This window comes from Acidovorax sp. 100 (assembly GCF_003688355.1).
GTDB lineage: Bacteria > Pseudomonadota > Gammaproteobacteria > Burkholderiales > Burkholderiaceae_C > Acidovorax > Acidovorax delafieldii.
This window is the reverse complement of the sequence record NZ_REFD01000001.1, coordinates 465,210-483,138: the sequence shown is the minus strand read 5'-3', so window position 1 is coordinate 483,138 and position 17,929 is coordinate 465,210. Positions and strand designations below refer to the sequence as shown.

Sequence of the window (17,929 nt, the reverse complement as noted above, 5' to 3'; positions counted from 1 at the left end):
TCGGCTTTTGTGACCGAAAGGCAAATCGGATGAACATCACACACATCGGCCTCGTGGGCTATGGCGAGGTGGGCAAGATCTTCAGTGCGGGCTTGCGTGTCCAGCCCGGCGTGGCCTCGGTCGCTGCCTGGGACCTGAAGCTGGCCGACCCCGCGCACCGCGACGCCCTGCAGAAGCACGCCGCGCAAGCGGGCGTGGTGGCCGTGGATGGGATGCAGGCACTGTGCACGCGTTGTGACTGCATCATCTCGGCCGTCACCGCATCGAACACGCTGGCCGTGGCGCAGGAGGCCGCGCAGCACATCCGCCCCGGCACCGTGTTCCTAGACCTCAACTCGGCATCGCCCGGAACCAAGCAGCAAGCCGCTGCGCTCATCGGGGCGCGGGGTGCGCACTATGTCGAGGCGGGCGTGATGACCTCGGTGCCCCCCTACGGCATCCGCGTGCCCATGCTGCTGGGCGGCGCGCAGGCCGCCGCACTGGCCGCTGTGCTGACCAGCTGGGGCATGGATGCCCAACCCGTGAGCGAGCAACTGGGCGTGGCCAGCGCCATCAAGATGTGCCGCAGCATCATGATCAAGGGCCTTGAAGCCCTGGTGATTGAGAGCTACGCCACCGCCCGCCACTACGGCGTGGAAGACCATGTGCTGCCCACCTTGGCCGAGACCTTTCCCTCCATCGACTGGCACGAACAGGGTCGCTACTTCTTCAGCCGCGTCGTGCAGCACGGCCAGCGCCGCGCCGAAGAGATGCGCGAATCGGCCCACACGGTGCACGAGGCCGGCATGGAGCCACTGATGGCCTCGGCCATCGCTACCAAGCAGCAGTGGGTGGCCGACCTGGCCCGCGAAGGCGTCTTTCATGGCCTGCCCAAGGACGCGCGCTGGCAGGACTATGCGGATCGGGTGCTAGGCAGTTTGCCTGCCGCACCCGCGAAGGACTGAGCCCTGCGAATCGCCACCCGCCGGTGAAACTGGCGCGGCGCAATGCCAGAGGCACCGAGCAAGGGCCGCCCCGCAGCGAGGGCGTCGTCCCCCTCGGGGGGAAGGCGCGAAGCGCCTCAGGGGGGGCTTCTATACAAAGCCTGCAGCGTCGTCCGAATCAGCTCTGCCATCGCCTGCTGTGTGAGTGTGGCCGGGCGTTGCGAGCTGACTGCCATGAACAGCTTGCTGCGCAGGCGGGTGCTGCCGCCCTCCTCCTCGCCGTCCCCATCGCTGCCCGCGCCGTGGATGGGCCGGGTACTGAACACTTCCGATTTGCCCGACGTGGTGACCGCATTCATGGGCAGCACCGCGCAGCCCGCGCCATCGGCCACCAGGTCCAGGATGGCGGCCACGCCGTCGATCTCCAGGCTGATCTGCGGGCGCTTGCCGCGTGCGGCCAGTTCGGATTCCACCAGCATGCGGATGGAGTTGGGGCGCGTGGGGATGACCAGCGGAAAGCGCGGCAGCTCGTCCAGCGGCAGGGGCGTGCGGGCCAGGGCATCGGCCTCCGCCTCGCTCTGGCCTGGGGCGCGGCGCTGCACCAGAAACAGGTCTTCCTCCAGCAGCGCCGTGGTCTCGATGCCCGGCGCGGGCGTGGTGTTGTAAAGCAGTGCGATGTCGAGCAGCCCGGTGGTCAGCGATTCGCGCATGGCAACCGACAGGCCCTCGCTGATGGCCAGCGCCGCGTCGGGCATCTTCACGCGGAAGGCGCGGGTCAGCGGCACGGTCAGCACCTTGGCAATGCTGGGCGGCAGGCCGATGGCCACGCGCCCGGCCAGGGCGCCGCGCACGCGGCCCAGCTCCTCGCGGGCGCGCTCCACCTGGTGCAGGATGCCGCGCCCGTGCTCCAGCAGCAGCTTGCCCGCCTCGGTGGGCGTGGCGCCCCGGCCGTTGCGCACCAGCAGGTTCTGGCGCAGCTCCACCTCCAGCAGGCGCACCTGGCGGCTCAGGGCGGGCTGGGCGATGTCCAGTACCACCGAGGCGCGGGTAAAGCTGCCCAGCTCGGCCACCCGCACAAAGTATTCGATCTGCTTGAGGTCCATGGCAAGGCTCTCTGCTATTTGCAATAGCTGTAGGTCAACGATCACGGAATGATATATCTGGTAGTGCCGGTGCCGCCTTCATGTTTGGGCTGCGGCTGCCCACAATCGGCGGCATGTATACAACTGCACGCACCGCCTGGGCCACCCGCAGCCCGGCAGGAGACAACGCATGACGGCGCCAGTGATCCGAGGCATTTCTTCCATGGCCACGCGCCAAGTGCTGGCAGACCTGGTGGCCGGTTTTGCGCAGCAATCGGGCACACAGGCCGCCATCGAATCGGTGGGCGGTGTGGACGCTGCCAAGCGTGTGGCGGCCGGTGAGGCGTTCGACGTGGTGATCCTCGCCTCCGACGCCATCGACAAGCTTTTGGCTGCGGGCCATCTGGTGCCCGGTAGCAAGGTGGACTGGGTGCACTCCGGCGTGGCCGTGGCCGTGCCTGCCGGCGCGCCGCTGCCCGACCTGTCGAGCGAAGACGCCGTGCGCCAGGCCGTGTTGGCTGCGCCCAGCATCAGCCTGTCCACCGGCCCCAGCGGCGTGGCGCTGGCCAAGCTGTTCGAGCGCTGGGGCATTGCCGATCAGATCGCCCCGCGCATGGTGCAGGCGCCCCCCGGCGTGCCCGTGGGCTCGCTGGTGGCCAAGGGCGAGGTGGCGTTGGGCTTTCAGCAACTGAGCGAGCTGCTGCACGTGCAGGGCATCCAGATCGTGGGCCCGCTGCCACCGGCCATCCAGATCACCACCACGTTTTCCGCAGGCGTTGGCGTGCATTCGCAACAGGCGGATGCAGCACGTGCGTTGCTGGCTTACCTGGCCTCTCCCGCTGCGGCGGACGCCAAGCAAAAGCAGGGCATGACCCCCGCCTGACCGATCACAAGAACACCTTCCTGGAGCACCCAAAAATGAGCCTCATCATCGACTGCCACGGCCACTACACCACGGCCCCCAAGGCGCTGGAGAACTGGCGCAATGCGCAGATCGCCGGCATCAAAGACCCAGCCGCCATGCCCAAAGTGGCAGACCTGCACATCAGCGACGACGAGCTGCGCGAGTCCATCGAGACCAACCAGCTCAAGCTGATGAAGGAGCGCGGCAGCGACATCACGCTGTTCAGCCCACGCGCCAGCTTCATGGCCCACCACATCGGCGACTTCAATGTGTCCAGCACCTGGGCCGCCATCTGCAACGAGCTGTGCTATCGGGTCTCCACGCTGTTCCCCGACCACTTCGTGCCCGTGGCTATGCTGCCGCAAAGCCCCGGTGTCGATCCCGCGACCTGCATCCCTGAGCTGGAAAAGTGCGTGCACGAATACGGCGCCGTGGGCATCAACCTGAACCCTGACCCTTCCGGCGGCCACTGGACCAGCCCCCCGCTGACCGACAAGCACTGGTACCCCATCTACGAAAAGATGGTGGAGTACGACCTGCCCGCCATGATCCACGTGAGCACCAGCTGCAACGCGTGCTTCCACACTACCGGCGCGCACTACCTGAACGCCGACACCACGGCCTTCATGCAGCTCATCCAGGGCGACCTGTTCAAGGACTTCCCCACGCTCAAGTTCCTGATCCCGCACGGCGGTGGCGCGGTGCCTTACCACTGGGGCCGCTTCCGTGGGCTGGCGCAGGAAATGAAGAAGCCGCTGCTCGACGAGCACCTGATGAACAACGTGTACTTCGACACCTGCGTGTACCACCAGCCCGGTATCGACCTGCTGAACACCGTGATCCCGGTGAAGAACGTGCTGTTCGCCAGCGAAATGATCGGCGCGGTGCGGGGCATTGACCCCACCACCGGCAACTACTACGACGACACCAAGCGCTACATCGAGGCCTCCACCATCCTGAGTGCCGACGACAAGCACCAGATCTACGAAGCCAACACGCGCCGCGTGTTCTCCCGACTCGACTCACGCCTGAAGGCAAAGGGGCTCTGACATGTTTGAACTTGGCGTTGTCTATCGCAACATCACCCGCGCTGACCGCGCAGCCGCTGACGGCCTGGCCGCCCTGGGCTCGGCCACCGTGCACGAGGCCATGGGCCGCGTGGGCCTGCTCAAGCCCTATATGCGCCCCATCTACAGCGGCCAGCAGGTCAGCGGTACGGCCGTCACCGTGCTACTGCAGCCTGGCGACAACTGGATGATGCATGTGGCGGCCGAGCAGATCCAGCCCGGCGACATCGTGGTGGCGGCCGTCACCTCGGAGTGCACCGACGGCTACTTTGGCGACCTGCTGGCCACCAGCTTCCAGGCCCGCGGCGCGCGCGCCCTCATCATCGACGCCGGTGTGCGCGACGTGAAGACGCTGCAGGAGATGAACTTCCCCGTGTGGAGCCGCGCCATCAGCAGCAAGGGCACCATCAAGGCCACGCTGGGCTCGGTCAACATCCCCGTGGTGTGCGCCGGTGCATTGGTCACGCCGGGCGACGTGATCGTGGCCGACGACGACGGTGTGGTGTGTGTGCCCGCCGCCCGCGCGGCCGAGACCCTGGCCGCCGCCCAAAAGCGCGAGAGCTTTGAAGGCGAGAAGCGCGCCAAGCTCGCCAGCGGCGTGCTGGGCCTGGACATGTACAACATGCGCCCCGGCCTGGAGAAGGCGGGCCTCAAGTACATCGATTGAGCAGTTTTTCAGTCTTTTGGGCTGCAAGCGCTAGTCAATCATGTGCTTGTAGCTATGTAATTAATAGCAAGCAGCTTCTTCTTTCCATGCGTTGTTCCGTGTCTCCTGTTTCTCTCTCCCGCCGTGTGGGCCTGGCCGTGGGCCTGGCCACAGCCCTGGGCTGTGTGCCCCAGTTCGCCTCGGCGCAGGCGTTTCCGTCCAAGCCCGTGCGCATCATCACGCCCTTCCCCGTGGGCGGTGGCCCGGACGGCGTGGCCCGCCTGGTGGCCGACAAGTTGTCCAAGAGCTGGGGCCAGCCCGTGGTGGTCGAGAACCGCCCCGGTGGCAACGGCTTCATCGCCATCGATGCGTTCAAGCGCGGCGCCAAGGACGGGCATGACCTGATCGTGCTCGACAACGTGCACCTGGCCGCCTACCCCAGCCTGTTCAAGAAGCTGCCGTACGACACGGCCAAGGACTTCGACACGCTGCTGCCGCTGTTCAAGACCTATTTCTTCTTCACCGTGGCCGCCAACAGCAAATACAAAACCGTGGGCGACATCGTGGCCGACGCCAAGGCCAACCCCGGCAAGCTCAACTACGGCTCCTGGTCCATCGGCAACCCGGTGCACCTGGGCTCCGAGCTGTTTGAAAGCGCCACCGGCACGCAGATGGAGCACGTGCTCTACAAAGAAACCACGCAGCTCTACACCTCGGTCTCCACCGGCGAGCTGTCGTTTGCGCTGGGCAGCGCCGCCACAGCCGGGCCGCTGCAACGTGCGGGCAAGCTGCGCTTTCTGGCCGTCACCGCGCCGCAGCGCCTGGCCAGCTTTCCGGATGTGCCCACTGTGGGCGAATCGGGTGGCCCCAAGGGCTTTGAGGTGACGGGCTGGAACGCCATCGCGGTGCCGCCCGGCCTGCCCCCTGCCGTGACCGACAAGATCCGCAAGGACCTCGAGCAGGCCCTGTCCGGCGCCGATGTGCAGGAGAAGTTCAAGAGCTTTGGCTACGAGCCCTTCCCCACCACCCGCGCGAATTTCGCCCAGTTCGTCAAGGACGAGAGCCAGCGCTTTGGCGACGTGATCAAGAAGGCCAACGTGTCCCTCGACTGACCTGCCCCACCCAGCAACCAAGGACCCACGCCCATGAGCGAATTCACCAAGACCCCCGGCTGGCTGGACTGGTACGCCGGCCCCAGCAAACCCCGCTTCCAGGTGCCCGCAGGCGCTGTGGACGCGCACTGCCACGTGTTCGGCCCCGGGGCCGAGTTCCCCTACGCGCCCGAGCGCAAGTACACGCCCTGCGACGCCAGCAAACACCAGCTGTACGCGCTGCGCGACCACCTGGGTTTTGCGCGCAACGTGGTGGTGCAGGCCACCTGCCACGGTGCGGACAACCGCGCGATGGTCGATGCGCTGGTGCACTCTGGCGGCAAGGCGCGGGGCGTGGCCACCGTCAAGCGCTCGGTCAGCGACGAAGAGCTGCAGGCCATGCACGCGGCCGGTGTGCGCGGCGTGCGCTTCAACTTCGTCAAGCGCCTGGTGGACTTTACGCCCAAGGACGAACTGATGGAGATTGCCGCGCGCATCGCCAAGCTTGGCTGGCACGTGGTGATCTACTTCGAGGCCGTGGACCTTCCCGAGCTGTGGGACTTCTTCACCGCACTGCCCACCACCGTGGTGGTGGACCACATGGGCCGCCCCGATGTGAGCAAGCCCGTGGACGGGCCGGAGTTTGAGCTGTTCCTGAAGTTCATGCGCCAGCACCCCAACGTGTGGAGCAAGGTGAGCTGCCCCGAGCGCCTCTCCGTGACTGGCCCCAAGGCCCTGAACGGCGAGCAAAATGCCTACACCGACGTGATCCCGTTCGCCCGCAAGGTGGTCGCAGAGTTCCCCGATCGCGTGCTGTGGGGCACCGACTGGCCCCACCCCAACCTCAAGGACCACATGCCCGACGACGGCCTGCTGGTGGACTTCATTCCGCACATCGCCCCCACGGCGGAGCTGCAGCAAAAGCTGCTGGTGGATAACCCCATGCGCCTCTACTGGCCTGAAGAAGTGACAAAGAAAGGCTGATGCCATGCCACTCGACAAACCCTACCTGGACGTGCCCGGCACGACCATCTTCGACGCCGAGCAAAGCCGCAAGGGCTACTGGCTCAACCAGTTCTGCATGAGCCTGATGAAGGCCGGCAACCGCGAGCGTTTCAAGGCCAACGAACGCGCCTACCTCGATGAATGGGCGATGACCGAAGAGCAGAAGCAGGCCGTGCTGGCACGCGACCTGAACTGGTGCATCCGCCTGGGCGGCAACATCTACTTTTTGGCCAAGATCGGCGCCACCGATGGCAAGAGCTTCCAGCAGATGGCGGGCAGCATGACCGGCATGACCGAAGAGGAATACCGCAACATGATGATCAGCGGCGGCCGCTCGGCCAATGGCAACCGCGTGATCGGCGAAGACGGCGACGCACAGGCACACCGCCAGCCACAAGGCGCTGCCGGCAAGAAAGGAAACTGACCATGGCCAAGATCACCGCCTCCGTGTTCACGTCGCACGTGCCTGCCATTGGCGCTGCGCTGGACCTGGGCAAGACGCAGGAAGACTACTGGAAGCCGCTGTTCGCGGGCTACGACTTTTCCAAGCAATGGATGAAGGACAACAAGCCCGACGTGATCTTCCTGGTCTACAACGACCACGCCACGGCCTTCAGCCTGGAGATGATCCCCACGTTCGCCATCGGCACGGCCGCGCAGTTCCAGCCCGCCGACGAGGGCTGGGGCCCCCGCCCTGTGCCTGTGGTGCAGGGCCACCCCGACCTGGCCGCGCACATTGCCCAGTCGGTCATCCAGCAGGACTTTGACCTCACCATCGTCAACAAGATGGACGTGGACCACGGCCTCACCGTGCCGCTGTCTCTGATGTGCGGCGAGCAAGACCCGAAGACGGGCGCCTGGCCCTGCCCGGTGATCCCGTTCGCCGTCAACGTGGTGCAGTACCCCGTGCCCAGCGGCCGCCGCTGCTACAACCTGGGCCAGGCGATCCGCAAGGCAGTGGAGAGCTACGACGGAGACCTGAATGTGCACATCTGGGGCACGGGCGGCATGAGCCACCAGCTGCAGGGCCCGCGCGCAGGTCTCATCAACAAAGAGTTTGACAACGCCTTCCTCGACAAGCTCATCAACGACCCCGAGGCCGCCGCCAGCATCCCGCACATCGACTATGTACGCGAAGCGGGCAGCGAAGGCATCGAACTCGTGATGTGGCTTATCGCCCGCGGCGCCATGGCCGATGTGGCTGGTGGCAAGCCGCCCAAGCTGGCGCACCGCTTCTACCATGTGCCCGCGTCCAACACCGCCGTGGGCCACCTGATTCTTGAGAACACCTAAAAAACACGCCAAAGGACACACACCATGACCATCAAAGTCGCACTCGCCGGCGCTGGCGCCTTCGGCATCAAGCACCTGGACGGCATCAAGAACATTGACGGCGTCGAAGTCGTCTCCCTCATCAGCCGCGACCTGGCCAAGACCCAGGAAGTGGCCGACAAGTACTGCATCAAGCACGTCACCACCGACCTGGCCGACAGCCTGGCCATCAAGGAAGTGGACGCCGTGATCCTGTGCACGCCCACGCAGATGCACGCCAGCCAGACCATCGCCTGCCTGGAAGCGGGCAAGCATGTGCAGGTCGAGATCCCGCTGTGCGACGTGCTGGCCGATGGCGAGAAGGTCATCGCCCTGCAAAAGCAGACCGGCCTGGTGGCCATGTGTGGCCACACCCGCCGCTTCAACCCCAGCCACCAGTACGTGCACAAGAAGATCACGGCAGGCGAGTTCAACATCCAGCAGATGGATGTGCAGACCTACTTCTTCCGCCGCACCAACATGAACGCGCTGGGCCAGGCCCGCAGCTGGACGGACCACCTGCTGTGGCACCACGCTGCCCACACGGTGGACCTGTTCGCCTACCAGGCTGGCAGCCCCATCGTGAAGGCCAATGCCATCCAGGGCCCTATCCACCCCACGCTGGGCATTGCGATGGACATGAGCATCCAGCTCAAGGCCGCCAACGGTGCCATCTGCACGCTGTCGCTCTCGTTCAACAACGACGGCCCGCTCGGCACATTCTTCCGCTACATCGGCGACTCGGCCACGTACATCGCGCGCTACGACGACCTGGTGAATGGCAAGGAAGAGAAGATCGACGTGAGCAAGGTCGATGTGAGCATGAACGGCATCGAGCTGCAGGACCGCGAGTTCTTCGCCGCCATCCGGGAAGGCCGCGAGCCCAACGCCAGCGTGGCCCAGGTGCTGCCGTGCTACCAGGTGCTGCACGACCTGGAGCTGCAGCTCAACGCAGGCTGATTGCAAGCCCAATGGGCTGCTGGCGCTTTTGTATCAATCGCCAGCGGCTATGCATTTGATAGTTAGGGGTGTCTGGCATCACCCCTTCAATGCCGCCTTGTGCTCGATGATGCGTGAGACCAGGCCGTATTCCACCGCCTCTTCGGCCGACAGCCAGCGGTCGCGCTCGATGTCTGCCAGCACCACCTCCGGCGGCCTGCCGGTCTGCCGAGCGATGGTGGCTGCAATCCGCTCACGCGCTTTCACCATCTCGCGCGCCTGGATGGCGATGTCACTGGCCGGGCCGCCGGCGCCACCGCTGGGCTGGTGGATCAGAAAGCGCGTGTTGGGCAGGCAGAACCGCCGCTCGCGGGGTGCCGCCAGGTACAGGTGCGTGGCCGCGCTGCCCACCCAGCCGGTGCCAATCATGTTCACCGGCGCAGTGATGAAGCGCACCAGGTCGTGGATCGTGTCGCCCGACTCCAGGTGCCCCCCGGGCGAGTTCACCAGCATGTCGATGGGCTCGGCGCTCTCGGCATCCAGCGCAATCAGCCGCCGCGCCACATCGGCGGCCAGGGTGTCGGTGATGGTGCCAAAGACCAGCAGGGTGCGGGCCTTGAAGGCTTTTTCTTCCAGGTAAGACGTGCGCGGTTCGGCGCCTTGGGCTGGAGCGGGTGTGTTGGTGTCTGGCGTGTCCATGGGGCAAGTCCTTGCGAGTGATAGGACTGCCTTGACGAACGAGAGACGCCGGGCGTGACATTTCTCTGCGCTTGCATATTCAGGCCAGCGCTGCATGGCGGACCCACTGGCCCGCACTGCGCCCCTCGGACTGTTCAGCCTGCGGCCACGCGTTGCCCCGGCGCAATGGTGGGGGGCGCCGCATTCAGCGTCTCGATCGCAAAGCCCGCCGCCGCCTTGTAGCGAGCCATGAAGCCCTCGCGTTCCTCACGTGGCAGCACGTCGTCAATGTGGTCGAACACCCCGCCGCAGCGCTCGTCCACCAGCCCCAGCAGACCAAACGGGCCGGAGCCCCGGTTGCGCAGCACCAGCGCAGAGATGTCCTTGCACAGCTTGTCGTCATAGGCACGCAGCGCCTGCGGGCCCACACCGTGCGCGATGAGCTGCGCCCCCAGAACGCGCGCATCCACGATGGCCTGGCTGGCGCCGTTGGAGCCCACGGGGTACATCACATGCGCCGCGTCGCCCAGCAGCGCCACGCGGCCGTCCACCCAGGTGGGCACGGGGTCGCGGTCGATCATGGGGTATTCAAAAATGTCCTTGGCGCCACGCAGCATGGCGGGCACGTCCAGCCAGCTGTAGTTCCAGCCCTCGAAGTGGTGGATGAACTCCTCCAGCGCCACGCGCCGGTTCCAGTCGCCGTGCTGCCAGCCGCCCTGGTTGTCCACCGTGATCTCGGCGATCCAGTTGATGGTGGCCAGGCCCGTGGCCGGGTCGGGCGGCGTGATGGGGTAGAACACCACCCGGTGTCGCAGCGAGCCCACGCCCACAAACGACGCGCCTGTGCGCACCGGCACCCCCGGCGTGGTGCCGCGCCACATGATGGCGCCGCCCCACTGGATGGGCGGCTGCGTGGGGTGCATCTGCGCCCGCACGGCCGAGTGCAGGCCGTCGGCGGCAATCAGCAGCGAGCCAGCTACCTCACGCTTCTCTCCGTCGCGTGTCTCGACAATGGCGGTGACGCCGTTCGCATCCTGCCGGTAGCCCACCACCCGCTGCCCCAGCTGCACTGCGTCGGTTCCCAGGCGCTCTCGCACCGCGTTGAACAGCATCATCTGCAGCTGCCCCCGGTGCACCGAATACTGCGGCCAGTGGTAGCCCGCCTCCAGCCCGCGTGGCTCGGCGTACACCTCATTGCCGTTGCGACCCACCAGCGCCCATTCGCGCGCCTGCAGGCCGATCGTGTCCAGCACCTCGTTGCCAAACCCCAGGTCGTGCAGTTCTCGTACTGCGTTGGGCTGCAGGTTGATGCCCACGCCCAGCGGCTGCAGCTCGGGCACCGATTCAAAGACGATGCAGGGCACGCCGATCTGGTGCAGGGTGAGGGCAGTGGCCATGCCACCGATGCCGCCGCCGGCGATCAGCACGGGGCGGGGCGAGGAAGGGTGTGAACTAAGAGTAGGTGCGCCAGACATGCCGAGATTGTCCATGCAACGGCGGGTGGAGCTTGTCGCGGACGCCGCAGCGGAGTGCGGTGATTGCGATTGGCTCTGTGCTATGGGCTGCTCCAGTTCGGCCAGACTTGCCAAGCGCAGAAATAGACCTACTGGTCAGAACAAAGAGCTGACCCGTATTGCAACCGCTGGGTTGTGCCTCTGGAGGAGTGCTATCGGCCAGTAGCGGTCTCTTACCGACTGCCGCTGACCCGCGATCTTCCTTGTACCATCCTGCCGGGCTGGGAGAACAAGATGACGCCGATTCGCCTGTACTACATGACCGAAGCCAGATGGGCAAAGAAGATCCTGCAAGAACAGCGGTTCAAGCTGTCCAGGTTGAACGACCTCAACGACCCGTTTGAGTTTATTGGGGCGTGCATTGGCGAAAAACAGGCCCGCAAGGTCGCGAAGGTGCTGCACGACCACTGGCACAAGAACATCGGCATTCTTTGTACAGGCACTTCGTACGAAAGCCCGGTAATGTGGGCGCACTATGGACACAAACACCACGGCGTGTGCCTTGGCTTCGACTTCGTCGTGGATGACGAACGGCACTGGCCGTCGCAGGTGAAGTACGAGCCGAACCGGATCAAAGGACTATTTGACAGCCTCGGACCAAACAACTTGATGACCGAAAGGCAGTTTGAACTGCTGTTGACAACGAAGTTCAAGGACTGGGAGTATGAAAAGGAATGGCGGTTGTTTGCCAATCTTGAGGAGCGCAACGCGGAGGACGGGCTTTACTACTTAAAATTCGAACCGCATATTCAGCTTCGCGAGGTCATCTTGGGTGCCCGGTGCAAGGAAACGGTTAAGGACTTCGCGGCCCTGGTGCCACCACCGAAGCAGCCGGTCGAAGTCTTCAAGTTGCGTGGGGCGTTCAACAGCTTCGCAATGGTCCGGCAGAAGCAGATTTCCCCGATCTTCGTACGGCCAAAGAAGACTAAGCCGAAACCGACCTAATCCGCATCCTCGGTCAAGCCTCGCACGCCAGAGGCCACCCCCTCACGTCGGGCCTTGATTGGTCGCTCCCACGTATGCCATGTCAACGGGGCGGCTGGTCGCTCAGGGCCCAACCCCGTCCTTCGACTCAACGCCAGATCCCTGTATTCGTCCACCCACTTCTGGCCTGGTCTGCTTTTGGTTAGCCTGTGGCACCATGCCCCAATGCAAGACGACGAACACACCCTGGCGCTCTTGGATGCCAGCCGCAGCGCCCTGGTCCGCGCAGCCACGCGCCTGCTGGGCCCGGCCGAGGCCGAGGACGCCGTGCAGGACGCGTATGTGCGTGCGTTGGAAGCCAAAATCCCGGTGCTCAACGCGGCCCAGGCCTGGCTGCTGACGGTGGTGCGCAACCTGGCCATTGACCGCTTGCGGCGGCGCCAGTGGATGGCACAATGGTTGACCGAAGCCACGCAGACCGCGCACGGCGATGTCGTTGGTACGGTCGCACCCTCGGCGGAGGCTGATGCGGCCCTTGCGCAGCAGGCTATGCTGGCGCTGCGGCGGCTGGTGGCGCATGTAACGCCCGCGGACGGCGCTGCGGTGTTGCTGCATGCGGTGTTCGACGCCAGTCATGCAGAGCTGGCGCAGGCCAGTGGCCGCACTGAGGCGGCCAGCCGTCAGCAACTGCGCCGCGCGTTGCAGCGCCTGCGGCCGGCTCCAGAGTGCAGCGAAGCCAGCGATGAGCCCCGGGGCGTCAACGCAGCAGTGCTGCGCCTGTACCTGCAGTCCCTGCAATCGCGAGACCCACAGACACTGTGGGCGCTGCTGCGCCAGCCGCCCGTCAGCGCGGGGGCGGTGCATGCCGCAGCCCAGGCGATGCAGCTTGTGCCACCGCGTGCCCAGCACGCAAGCGCCACTGTGGGTGGGGTGGTGCAAGTAGGCGGGCAGTTGGGGCTGGTGCTCACGCTTGATGGTGTGACGCTGTGCGTGGTGCCGCTGGGACCACACGCCGAGCAAGTGCATGACGCCGTGGTGGCCTGACCCGCGCACCTGCAGCTGCAACTGGTAGGAAGAAGGCAAGACGGAAGGACGTTTGCAGCACCATGATCCAGCAGCCCGCGCCCACCTTCTTTGCCACCCCGCAGGCGTTCCGCGATTGGCTGGAGCGCCACGCCGCCAGTGCGACGGAGCTGCTGGTGGGTTTTCACAAGGTGGGCTCGGGCCGCCCCAGCATGGGCTGGCCGGAGTCGGTGGACGAAGCGCTGTGCTTTGGGTGGATCGATGGCATTCGGCGGCGTATTGACGAGCACACGTATTCGATCCGCTTCACTCCGCGCAAGCCGTCGTCGATCTGGAGTGCGGTCAATATCGCCAAGGTGGAGCAGCTGCAGGCGGCAGGCCGCATGACGCCTGCGGGGCTGGCCGCCTTCGCGCACCGCAAGGCAGACAGGTCGGCCATCTACTCGCACGAGCAGGCGGGGGTGGCCGAGCTGCCGGTGGCGCTGCAACGCACGTTCCAGCGCAACAAGGCCGCGTGGCGGTACTTTCAGGAGTCCACACCGCCCAGCTACCGCAAGGTGATGCTGCACTGGGTCACATCCGCCAAACGTGATGAGACCCGGGAGACGCGGTTTGCGCAGCTGGTGGCCGCCTGTGCTGCGGGCGAGCGCATTGAGCTGTGGGCGAAGCGGCCACCCGTTGCAAAGGCTTAGCCCAGCCTCCAAGCCCGAGCCACCCGGTGGGTTGCCGCGCTTGCCGTAAGCTCGCAGCATGCAACAAAGAAACCTTGGACCTTTCTCCGTCTCGGCCATCGGCCTGGGCTGCATGAACCTGTCGCACGCCTATGGCGCCCCGGTGTCTGCCGAGCAGGGCGAACGCGTGCTGCTGGCCGCGCTGGATGCGGGCGTGACGCTGTTCGACACCGCCACGCTGTACGGCTTTGGCGCCAACGAAACCCTGGTGGGCCGTGTGCTGAAGCAGCACCGCAGCCGTTTCACCCTGGCCAGCAAATGCGGCATGCAGGGCGTGGATGTGAATGGCGACGGCAAGCTGGTGCGCGTGATCGACGGCCGCCCCGCCACGCTGCGCCAGACCTGCGAAGACAGCCTGCGCCGCCTGCAGACCGACGTGATCGACCTGTACTACTTGCACCGCTGGGACAAGAAGGTGCCCATTGAAGACAGCGTGGGCGCACTGGCCGACTTGGTGCGCGCGGGCAAGATCCGCAGCATCGGCCTGTCGGAGGTGTCGGCCGCCACGCTGCGCAAGGCGCACGCGGTGCACCCCATTGCTGCGGTGCAGACCGAGTATTCGCTCTGGACGCGCAACCCCGAGATTGCTGTGCTGGACGCCTGCCGAGAACTGGGCGCCGCCTTTGTGGCGTTCAGCCCCGTGGCGCGGGGCTTTCTGTGTGGCGATCTGCGCGATGTGAGCACGCTGGATGCCAAGGATATCCGCCGCGCCATGCCCCGTTTTGCGCCCGACGCCTATGCCGCCAATCTGAATCTGCTCGACGGCTATCAAGCCATTGCGCACGATGTGGGTTGCACCCCCGCCCAGCTGGCGCTGGCGTGGCTGCTGCACAAGGCCGAGCACATCATTCCCATCCCAGGCACCACCAGTGTGGAGCATTTGCAGGACGACCTGGGTGCTGCCAACGTGCGGCTGGACGCCGCCACCATGGCGCGGCTGGATGCGCTGATCAACGAGCGCACGGTAGTGGGCCAGCGCTACAACGCACAATCCGCGAGCGAAGTCGATACCGAAACGTTTGAAGACCGCGCAGCGTAGGCGGCGCGGTCTTTGTGGGCTTCAGTGCAGGTTCACTGCAGCTTCAATACGGCTTGACGGTGGGGCTTTTTGTGGGGCCTCAACGGCCTCGCAAATTGCCCTTGTCATCGGCAATCACGATCTCCACACGGCGGTTCATGGCGCGGCCTTCGGGCGACGCGTTGTCAGCCACCGGGTGGGCCTTGCCGTAGCCGCGTGCGGCGATGCGGCTGCTGTCCACGCCGCGCTGCACCAACGCATCGCGCACGGCCTGCGCGCGGCGGTCTGACAGGTCCTGGTTGTAGCTGTCGCCACCCACGCTGTCGGTGTAGCCCTCGATCAACAGCTTGCGGTCCGGGAACTGTTTGAGAAAGTTCGCCAGCTTGTCCAGGCGCGGGCCGGCCTGGGCCGAGAGTTCGGCCTTGTTGAAGGCAAACAGCACATCGCCCAAGGTCACCAGCAGGCCGCGTTCGGTCTGCTGGGCTTCGAGTTCGCGCAATTGCGCTTCGAGTGCGCGCACGCGGTCTTGTGCCGCATTGGCCTGGGCCATGGCAGCGGTGGCTTGCGCCTGCTGTTGTGCGGCGCGTTGCTCGGCGCTCATCGCCTGCTGCTGGGCTTGCTGGGCGCGCAGGCGGGCCGCGTCAGCCTCTTGGGTGCGGGCCTGCAGACGGATGCGGTCGGCTTCGCTGCCGGCCTGTTGGATGTTGGCATCGAGCTGGCGTGCGCGGGCTGCGTTGGTGGCGATCTCAGCGCGTTGACGGGCGATGTACGCCAGGTGGTTGGTCTCGGATGTATCGTGGTCGTCCGCCCACACGCGGTCGGCCTGGGCGAGCGCATCGGTGGCCTGCTTCAGTTCGAGCTGCGCGTACTGGTTCACAGTGGGGTCTCCGGCCGCAGTGCCCACTGCGGTGCGGGCCTCTTCCAGTGCAGGCGATGGCGTGGTGCTTGCACACGCGGCCAGCAGGCCAACGGCAATCAGGCTGGTGCACAGGGCGGTGGTGCGATGAAAAATGCGGTGCATGGTCAGGTGTTCCTTGAAATGGGATGGGGCAATCGCGGGGCCTCAACGGTGTGGTGCCTGAGGCGAAGCCAGGGGCGCGGTGGCACCATGGTTGGCGCTGGCTCAGCGGGGCGATCGGCGGTTGATTTCTTCTTGCAGTGCGCGGATACCGTCTTGCACTTGGGCGAGGTTGGCGGCATTGCTGGCCGCGTCTGCGCGGGTTTCAGCGACACGGGCATCTACCTCGGCCTCAGCGGCCAGGCGGCGTGCCGCCACATAGTCCTTCTCTGCCATCGCTTTTTCGGCCTGCATCAGCTTCTCGCGTGCTTGCTGCAACTGCACGGGGGCGCTGGTGGCCACAGCCGGGGCAGCCGCCACGCGGTTGACAGTGGTGCGGGTGACCGCCATCTGTTCGGTGGGCGCCGGGGTGGAAGAACAGGCGGCCAGTGCGCCCAGTGCGAGTGCTGCTGTGGCGGTACGGATCAATGCGGATGAATGCATGGTGTGGTGGACTCCTCTGGAGGTGGTTGGGTAGGCCGTGCCGACGTATCGGGCGGGCCACCAGGGGGTTCTGGTGTTGATGCATTGTTGGGGCAGGCCCGGCAAGCAGGCGTAGGCCCTGCCTCTGTATTGCTGTGGGGCATGTCTTACGAACACTTGCAAACAAGGCGCCCACCATTTGCGTGAAGGAGAGTGGCTTGTTGCGTTCGGGAACTCTCATCTCCCCCAGGTCTCGATCAATGACAGCACGCGCACGCAGCGTGTTGTTGCGGGTGCCCTTCACCCGTACGCCACGTCCCATGGCCGGGCCTCTGCGCGGGCGCTGCGCACGCTCGCTCCATCACCGCAACACAACGAAGAGGAGAGTTACTGCATGCCGCCATCCACCTTTTTCACCTGGGTCCAGGAGACCACCTTTGCGGGCGTGCCGCTATGGAGCCTGTGTGTGGCCCTGGCGGCGGCTGTGGCCACCTACGCAACCATCCTCGTGGTGCTGCACCTGCTGACCCGGCGCGCCAAGGTGTGGGCCACGCAGTCGCACAGTGGCATGGCGCTGACCCTGGTGGATGTGCAGGAAGGCACGAGCCGCACGCTGATGCTGGTGGTGGCGCTGCTGGTGGGCGCAAGCCTGCTCGACCTGCCGGGCCGCTGGGAGAGCCGTCTGAGCCAGCTGTGGTTTGTCGCCGTGGCGCTGCAGATGGGGCTGTGGGGCATGCGCGCGATTGGCATTGGCGTAGGCCGCTATGTGGAGCGGCACTCGTCCAGCGGCATGACGCAGGTCAGCGCCTCGGCCACGCTGATGTCGTGGGGGCTGCGCACGCTGCTGTGGAGCGTGGTGCTGCTGGCCATCTTGTCCAACGTGGGTGTGAACATCACGGCCTTCATCGCCAGCCTGGGGGTGGGCGGTATTGCCGTGGCGTTGGCGGTACAGAACATTTTGGGCGACCTTTTCGCATCGCTGGCGATTGCGGTGGACAAGCCTTTCGAGGTGGGCGACTTCATCGTGGTGGGCAATGTGTCGGGCACCGTGCAGGTGATTGGTCTCAAGACCACCCGCATCCGCAGTCTGCAGGGCGAGCAGATCGTGATGTCCAACACCGATCTGCTCAAGCAGACCATCAGCAACTTCCGCATGCTGGAGCGGCGGCGCATCGTGTTCACCTTTGGTGTGGCCTATGGCACCACCCCCGAGCAGGCCGAGGCCATTCCAGGCGTCGTGCGCAAGCTCATCGAGGCGCACCCGGAGCTGCGCTTTGACCGTGCACATTTCAAGGCGCTGGGCACCAACTCGTTGGACTATGAGGTGGTCTACATCGTCGAAGACCCGGCCTACAACCTTTACATGGACCTGCAGCAGTCCATCAACCTGGGGCTGCTGCGCGAGTTCAAAGCCATGGGCGTGGAATTTGCGTTTCCTACCCGCACGGTGCACATTGCCAGCGCTCCGCCGCAGGCGCCTGCCGCTGCCATGCTCTGAGGCGGGGCAAGCCACCACAAACGCGCAGACGAAAAAAAGCCGGTGGCCTTTACAGGCGACCGGCTTGAACAGGGTAGTTGCTTCTAGCGCTTTTT

General features: G+C 65.5%; 19 protein-coding genes. 14 read left to right on the top strand and 5 right to left on the bottom strand.

Annotation, left to right across the window (positions count from 1 at the left end):
• The first annotated feature begins 29 nt into the window (after positions 1–29).
• Positions 30–944, top strand: a complete 915-nt coding sequence (locus tag C8C96_RS02315; protein ID WP_121941295.1) for an NAD(P)-dependent oxidoreductase — start codon at positions 30–32, stop codon at positions 942–944.
• Positions 945–1,060: 116 nt separating this feature from the next.
• Here C8C96_RS02315 and C8C96_RS02310 read toward each other — a convergent pair whose 3' ends face one another.
• A complete protein-coding gene (locus tag C8C96_RS02310) occupies positions 1,061–2,026 on the bottom strand; it encodes a LysR substrate-binding domain-containing protein (RefSeq protein WP_056067984.1) in 966 nt (321 codons plus the stop codon).
• A 169-nt stretch (positions 2,027–2,195) separates the two neighbouring features.
• Here C8C96_RS02310 and C8C96_RS02305 point away from each other — a divergent pair, with 169 nt between their 5' ends.
• The 8 genes from C8C96_RS02305 to C8C96_RS02270 all read left to right on the top strand — a co-directional run bounded on the left by C8C96_RS02305 (position 2,196) and on the right by C8C96_RS02270 (position 8,989).
• A complete protein-coding gene (locus C8C96_RS02305; RefSeq protein WP_121941294.1) occupies positions 2,196–2,888 on the top strand; it encodes a substrate-binding domain-containing protein in 693 nt (230 codons plus the stop codon).
• A 35-nt stretch (positions 2,889–2,923) separates the two neighbouring features.
• Positions 2,924–3,958, top strand: coding sequence for an amidohydrolase family protein (locus C8C96_RS02300; RefSeq protein ID WP_056742987.1), 1,035 nt, complete (start codon positions 2,924–2,926; stop codon positions 3,956–3,958).
• 1 nt (position 3,959) lies between these two features.
• Positions 3,960–4,643 (top strand): 4-carboxy-4-hydroxy-2-oxoadipate aldolase/oxaloacetate decarboxylase, encoded by a 684-nt coding sequence (gene ligK / locus C8C96_RS02295; protein ID WP_056067987.1) that lies wholly within the window; start codon positions 3,960–3,962, stop codon positions 4,641–4,643.
• 86 nt (positions 4,644–4,729) lie between these two features.
• Positions 4,730–5,734, top strand: coding sequence for a tripartite tricarboxylate transporter substrate binding protein (locus tag C8C96_RS02290; protein ID WP_121941293.1), 1,005 nt, complete (start codon positions 4,730–4,732; stop codon positions 5,732–5,734).
• 33 nt (positions 5,735–5,767) lie between these two features.
• A complete protein-coding gene (locus tag C8C96_RS02285; RefSeq protein ID WP_121941292.1) occupies positions 5,768–6,697 on the top strand; it encodes an amidohydrolase family protein in 930 nt (309 codons plus the stop codon).
• Positions 6,698–6,701: 4 nt separating this feature from the next.
• Complete coding sequence (gene ligA, locus C8C96_RS02280; RefSeq protein ID WP_056067994.1) at positions 6,702–7,142, top strand: protocatechuate 4,5-dioxygenase subunit alpha; 441 nt, start codon at positions 6,702–6,704, stop codon at positions 7,140–7,142.
• A 2-nt stretch (positions 7,143–7,144) separates the two neighbouring features.
• On the top strand, positions 7,145–8,011 hold the full coding sequence (locus C8C96_RS02275) for a class III extradiol dioxygenase subunit beta (RefSeq protein WP_121941291.1): 867 nt from the start codon (positions 7,145–7,147) through the stop codon (positions 8,009–8,011).
• A 24-nt stretch (positions 8,012–8,035) separates the two neighbouring features.
• Positions 8,036–8,989: a Gfo/Idh/MocA family oxidoreductase gene (locus C8C96_RS02270; protein ID WP_121941290.1), complete on the top strand. Its 954-nt coding sequence runs from the start codon at positions 8,036–8,038 to the stop codon at positions 8,987–8,989.
• A gap of 78 nt (positions 8,990–9,067) precedes the next feature.
• On the opposite strand, the gene C8C96_RS02265 is transcribed toward C8C96_RS02270, so the two are convergent.
• Positions 9,068–9,667 (bottom strand): ATP-dependent Clp protease proteolytic subunit, encoded by a 600-nt coding sequence (locus C8C96_RS02265; protein WP_121941289.1) that lies wholly within the window; start codon positions 9,665–9,667, stop codon positions 9,068–9,070.
• Positions 9,668–9,801: 134 nt separating this feature from the next.
• Positions 9,802–11,121, bottom strand: coding sequence for a flavin-dependent oxidoreductase (locus tag C8C96_RS02260; RefSeq protein WP_121941288.1), 1,320 nt, complete (start codon positions 11,119–11,121; stop codon positions 9,802–9,804).
• Between the two features lie 273 nt (positions 11,122–11,394).
• On the opposite strand from C8C96_RS02260, the gene C8C96_RS02255 reads away from it, so the two are divergent.
• The 4 genes from C8C96_RS02255 (at position 11,395) to C8C96_RS02240 (ending at position 14,877) form a co-directional block, all read left to right on the top strand.
• Positions 11,395–12,105, top strand: a complete 711-nt coding sequence (locus C8C96_RS02255; protein ID WP_121943833.1) for a DUF2971 domain-containing protein — start codon at positions 11,395–11,397, stop codon at positions 12,103–12,105.
• Positions 12,106–12,309: 204 nt separating this feature from the next.
• Entirely contained in the window at positions 12,310–13,128 is an 819-nt protein-coding gene (locus C8C96_RS02250) for a sigma-70 family RNA polymerase sigma factor (RefSeq protein ID WP_121941287.1), read from the top strand.
• Between the two features lie 62 nt (positions 13,129–13,190).
• Positions 13,191–13,799 (top strand): YdeI family protein, encoded by a 609-nt coding sequence (locus C8C96_RS02245; RefSeq protein WP_121941286.1) that lies wholly within the window; start codon positions 13,191–13,193, stop codon positions 13,797–13,799.
• Between the two features lie 58 nt (positions 13,800–13,857).
• Complete coding sequence (locus C8C96_RS02240) at positions 13,858–14,877, top strand: aldo/keto reductase (RefSeq protein ID WP_121941285.1); 1,020 nt, start codon at positions 13,858–13,860, stop codon at positions 14,875–14,877.
• Positions 14,878–14,956: 79 nt separating this feature from the next.
• Here the strand turns inward: C8C96_RS02240 and C8C96_RS02235 are convergent, their stop codons facing one another.
• Complete coding sequence (locus tag C8C96_RS02235) at positions 14,957–15,877, bottom strand: OmpA family protein (protein ID WP_121941284.1); 921 nt, start codon at positions 15,875–15,877, stop codon at positions 14,957–14,959.
• Between the two features lie 102 nt (positions 15,878–15,979).
• Positions 15,980–16,357, bottom strand: a complete 378-nt coding sequence (locus tag C8C96_RS02230) for a DUF4398 domain-containing protein (protein WP_056068013.1) — start codon at positions 16,355–16,357, stop codon at positions 15,980–15,982.
• A gap of 373 nt (positions 16,358–16,730) precedes the next feature.
• Between C8C96_RS02230 and C8C96_RS02225 the strand changes: the two genes are divergently transcribed.
• Positions 16,731–17,834, top strand: a complete 1,104-nt coding sequence (locus tag C8C96_RS02225; protein WP_121941283.1) for a mechanosensitive ion channel family protein — start codon at positions 16,731–16,733, stop codon at positions 17,832–17,834.
• Positions 17,835–17,929 lie beyond the last annotated feature (95 nt).

Bases quoted from the DNA above. Each gene is read 5' to 3' on its own strand.
- C8C96_RS02315 (WP_121941295.1), top strand. From the start codon at position 30: ATGAACATCACACACATCGGCCTCGTGGGCTATGGCGAGGTGGGCAAG.
- C8C96_RS02310 (WP_056067984.1), bottom strand. From the start codon at position 2,026: ATGGACCTCAAGCAGATCGAATACTTTGTGCGGGTGGCCGAGCTGGGC.
- C8C96_RS02305 (WP_121941294.1), top strand. From the start codon at position 2,196: ATGACGGCGCCAGTGATCCGAGGCATTTCTTCCATGGCCACGCGCCAA.
- C8C96_RS02300 (WP_056742987.1), top strand. From the start codon at position 2,924: ATGAGCCTCATCATCGACTGCCACGGCCACTACACCACGGCCCCCAAG.
- ligK (WP_056067987.1), top strand. From the start codon at position 3,960: ATGTTTGAACTTGGCGTTGTCTATCGCAACATCACCCGCGCTGACCGC.
- C8C96_RS02290 (WP_121941293.1), top strand. From the start codon at position 4,730: ATGCGTTGTTCCGTGTCTCCTGTTTCTCTCTCCCGCCGTGTGGGCCTG.
- C8C96_RS02285 (WP_121941292.1), top strand. From the start codon at position 5,768: ATGAGCGAATTCACCAAGACCCCCGGCTGGCTGGACTGGTACGCCGGC.
- ligA (WP_056067994.1), top strand. From the start codon at position 6,702: ATGCCACTCGACAAACCCTACCTGGACGTGCCCGGCACGACCATCTTC.
- C8C96_RS02275 (WP_121941291.1), top strand. From the start codon at position 7,145: ATGGCCAAGATCACCGCCTCCGTGTTCACGTCGCACGTGCCTGCCATT.
- C8C96_RS02270 (WP_121941290.1), top strand. From the start codon at position 8,036: ATGACCATCAAAGTCGCACTCGCCGGCGCTGGCGCCTTCGGCATCAAG.
- C8C96_RS02265 (WP_121941289.1), bottom strand. From the start codon at position 9,667: ATGGACACGCCAGACACCAACACACCCGCTCCAGCCCAAGGCGCCGAA.
- C8C96_RS02260 (WP_121941288.1), bottom strand. From the start codon at position 11,121: ATGTCTGGCGCACCTACTCTTAGTTCACACCCTTCCTCGCCCCGCCCC.
- C8C96_RS02255 (WP_121943833.1), top strand. From the start codon at position 11,395: ATGACGCCGATTCGCCTGTACTACATGACCGAAGCCAGATGGGCAAAG.
- C8C96_RS02250 (WP_121941287.1), top strand. From the start codon at position 12,310: ATGCAAGACGACGAACACACCCTGGCGCTCTTGGATGCCAGCCGCAGC.
- C8C96_RS02245 (WP_121941286.1), top strand. From the start codon at position 13,191: ATGATCCAGCAGCCCGCGCCCACCTTCTTTGCCACCCCGCAGGCGTTC.
- C8C96_RS02240 (WP_121941285.1), top strand. From the start codon at position 13,858: ATGCAACAAAGAAACCTTGGACCTTTCTCCGTCTCGGCCATCGGCCTG.
- C8C96_RS02235 (WP_121941284.1), bottom strand. From the start codon at position 15,877: ATGCACCGCATTTTTCATCGCACCACCGCCCTGTGCACCAGCCTGATT.
- C8C96_RS02230 (WP_056068013.1), bottom strand. From the start codon at position 16,357: ATGCATTCATCCGCATTGATCCGTACCGCCACAGCAGCACTCGCACTG.
- C8C96_RS02225 (WP_121941283.1), top strand. From the start codon at position 16,731: ATGCCGCCATCCACCTTTTTCACCTGGGTCCAGGAGACCACCTTTGCG.